Annotated in this window: 3 protein-coding genes; 1 reads left to right on the forward strand and 2 read right to left on the reverse strand. The window is 42.8% G+C overall.

Annotated elements, in window-relative coordinates:
* Positions 1–87: 87 nt before the first annotated feature.
* Positions 88–1,332, forward strand: a complete 1,245-nt coding sequence (locus IH598_17590) for a class I SAM-dependent DNA methyltransferase (GenBank protein MBE0640329.1) — start codon at positions 88–90, stop codon at positions 1,330–1,332.
* Between the two features lie 232 nt (positions 1,333–1,564).
* On the opposite strand, the gene IH598_17595 is transcribed toward IH598_17590, so the two are convergent.
* Both IH598_17595 and IH598_17600 read right to left on the reverse strand, forming a co-directional pair.
* Entirely contained in the window at positions 1,565–2,179 is a 615-nt protein-coding gene (locus tag IH598_17595) for a rhodanese-like domain-containing protein (protein ID MBE0640330.1), read from the reverse strand.
* A gap of 18 nt (positions 2,180–2,197) precedes the next feature.
* On the reverse strand, positions 2,198–3,204 hold a 1,007-nt coding region (locus tag IH598_17600), incomplete at its 5' end, for a YeeE/YedE family protein (protein MBE0640331.1).

The following is a 3,204-nucleotide window of genomic DNA, read 5'->3' on the forward strand; positions in this document are numbered from 1 at the left end:
CCGCCTTTTATTGGTTCCAAAATAATGAAACAATACCAACGCGACCAAATTGTAAAACTGTTTGATAATGCCGACGGTAGTGGAGTTTTGGATTATGTAACAGGTTGGTACATTAAAGCCGCTAAATACATTAACGGTACAAAAATTAAAGTTGGCTTTGTTTCAACAAATTCGATTGTTCAAGGCGAGCAAACGAGTATTCTTTGGGGGCAATTGCTCAATAAATACGGGATCAAAATTCACTTTGCCCACCGCACTTTTAAATGGACGAACGAAGCCAGAGGCAAAGCAGCCGTTTATTGTGTGATAGTTGGCTTCACTAACTACGACACCGCAAACAAGATCATTTTTGAATATGAAGATATTAAAGGCGAAGCCCACGAAATCAAGGCAAAAAACATCAATCCGTATTTGGTTGATGCAAAGGATATCTTTATTGGTAAGAGAAGAAGTCCAATATGCAATGTTCCATTGATTTCTTTCGGAAGTATGCCAAACGATGGGGGCAATTTTTTGTTTACTGATGAAGAAAAAAATGAGTTTTTAACAAAAGAACCAAAAGCTGAAAAGTTTTTCAAACCGTTGATAAGTGCCCACGAGTTTTTAAACGGTCATAAACGCTGGTGCTTATGGTTAAAAGACGCAAATCCATCAGACTTAAAAGAGGCAAAACTTGTTAAGGAAAGAATTGAAAATGTAAGAAAGCTGAGAGCAGAAAGTATCAGACAAGCAACACAAAAGCTTGCTGCTTTCCCGACTCTTTTTGGCGAAGACAGACAGCCTAAAAGTGAATATGTATTGATTCCTTTACACTCTTCCGAGTTTAGGAAATACATACCAATAGGATTTTTTGATGAAAATTCTATTGCGAACAATAGTTGCTCTTTTATTCCAAATGCAAAACTTTATCATTTCGGTATTTTAATGTCAGCAATGCATATGACTTGGGTAAATTTTATTTGTGGTCGCCTGGAAAGTAGGTATAGGTATTCAAACGAATTGGTTTACAACAACTATCCCTGGCCAGAAAGTCCAAACGAAAAGCAGATAAGAGCCATAGAAGCGGCAGCCCAAAAGGTGTTAGAGGCACGGTTGCAATTTCCGAACAGATCGCTTGCCGTCCTTTACGACCCATTGACCATGCCGCCGGCATTGGTAAAAGCACACAACGAATTGGACAAAGCTGTTGATTTGGCCTACCGCCCGCAACCGTTTACAAGCGAAGCCAACAGAATGGTTTATCTGTTTGAACTTTACGAAAAATACACAGCAGACCTGTTTACAAAAGCGAAACCGAAAAAGACTAAAAAGCAGCAAACCAATGATGAATAAAGAAAAGCAGGCGGTAAAGTTAATTGTCAAATTGTTTCAATTGTTACCTCCGAAATGAAGTATCAGCATCACCTAAAAAAGCATTAGCATCTTTTTAAAAAAGCATACATACTTTTAAAATTTCTATTAGCAAGAAAAAAAATTTCTATTAGCATGTTTTTTTTTGAGCCGCAGCGTGAGATTTTTGCTGTCCAATCATCGCCAAAAATCGGAACAAATTTTTATTGCTCTCTCAGCACCCTCCTTTGGTTTTCACAATCCCGGTCTGGATGATTTTGGGTTGGGTGCGGGCAGGAGCAGCTTCGGCGCCGCCGCCGGAACGGAAAAAGCGCCGGTAGTCGAAGCGGGCTTTTTCGCTTTGATTAAAGGCCGAGGCAGGTTGAAACTTCTCCACAACATTGTTTTTGATGTAGGTATAATCATTGGCGATTACCTGAACGTCGTCAAAACCCTTTGAAATCAGGAGCAGGGAAGCAGCGGCGGCCTCAGATTCATCACCGGAAAAGAGGATCACCGGTTTCCCTGATTTCTTCATCTGGCGCAGAGAACTCTTTTCAAGCAGCGTGCCGAATGGAATATTGATGGCGCCCGGTAACGTTCCCCGGTTAAAATCCTGAGATTCCCGGAGGTCAACCAAAGTGAACTCAGTTAGTTTTCCTGCACGGATCATCTCATCCAACTGCAGGGGAAGTATTTTCTGGTCATCGCCGGTAATCGCAGTCAGAACGGCTGTATTTTCAGCTTTGTAGTCCGGCGCTGCAATCCATTGCACCAGCATGGTAATGAGGGCAACGGCTGCAAAGAGAATGGCGGCGTTTTTCAACATATTTGCCTGTATTGTATTCATAATCAATTATTTTTAAGTTTAACATCCACCTTTTGCAGGTTTTTCAATATCAACAATTTTGATTACCGGTGTAACTGCAGATTTTGTTTCAGGCGCTGCTTTGCCCGACAGGAAGTAGTTTTTGACTTTGTCCCTGAACCTTGCCTGTTGCAAAATGTTGAGATCATACGTGTCAGCCAAATGTTCCTCGTTAAAAATCGTCTGCACAAACCCGTTCAATCCGCCGGAAAGAACGTTCAGGTCTTTAATGCCGGCTCGTGTTGCAATGAGCCAGGCTTCGGTTGCCAGGGTGTTTGAGTTGGAGTAAAGTATTACTTTTTGCTCTGATGACCGGAGGATGGGTTCGTACCTGTGATCGAGAATCTGCTCAAGTGGAATGTTAATGGCGCCCGGCAGCGAGAACTGATTAAAATCTTCAGCTTTTCTCACATCCACCAGCAAAACAGGCCTGTCTTTTCCGTTGACCAGGCTGTAGGCTACCTCGTCAATGTTCACCAGGTGCTCACCGTTATTCATCATCTTCAGCAGCTTTTCAGGAGAAGTTTCGTGCCAGCTCGAACGTGGTTGCGATGGCAGCAAAATCAGCAGCAGTCCGGCAGACAGGATTATTGACGAAGGAATCCAGTAAGATGGCCTTGCTTTCTTTTCGGGATCGGATGTTTTATTCACCCTATCTTCGATATACTGGGTAGCCACAAATGCAAACAAAGCCACAGCAATCAGCATCATGGCAAACCAGTCGCGTCCCATGCCAAGCGAGTCATAGACAAAAATATTTCCGAGGAACGAGCCGGTGTAAATGGGTTCGAAAACGTCGTAGAATTCACCGAAAATGAAGATTCCGATAAACATTCCAGCAATGAACACCATAGCGTCAATTTTACCGATCACAGCGCCGGTAAGGCTTGTCCCCGGACAAAAGCCGCCGAGGATAAAACCAAATCCCATGATTACGCCACCCACAATTGACGACCAGAGGAATGTGGGATTGATGTAAAGCAGGTTATAATCAATCCAGCCCATGT

Source organism: Bacteroidales bacterium (assembly GCA_014860585.1).
In the GTDB taxonomy this organism is placed as follows: domain Bacteria; phylum Bacteroidota; class Bacteroidia; order Bacteroidales; family 4484-276; genus RZYY01.

Coding starts and splice junctions, on each gene's coding strand:
- IH598_17595 (MBE0640330.1), bottom strand. CDS start 2,179: ATGAATACAATACAGGCAAATATGTTGAAAAACGCCGCCATTCTCTTT.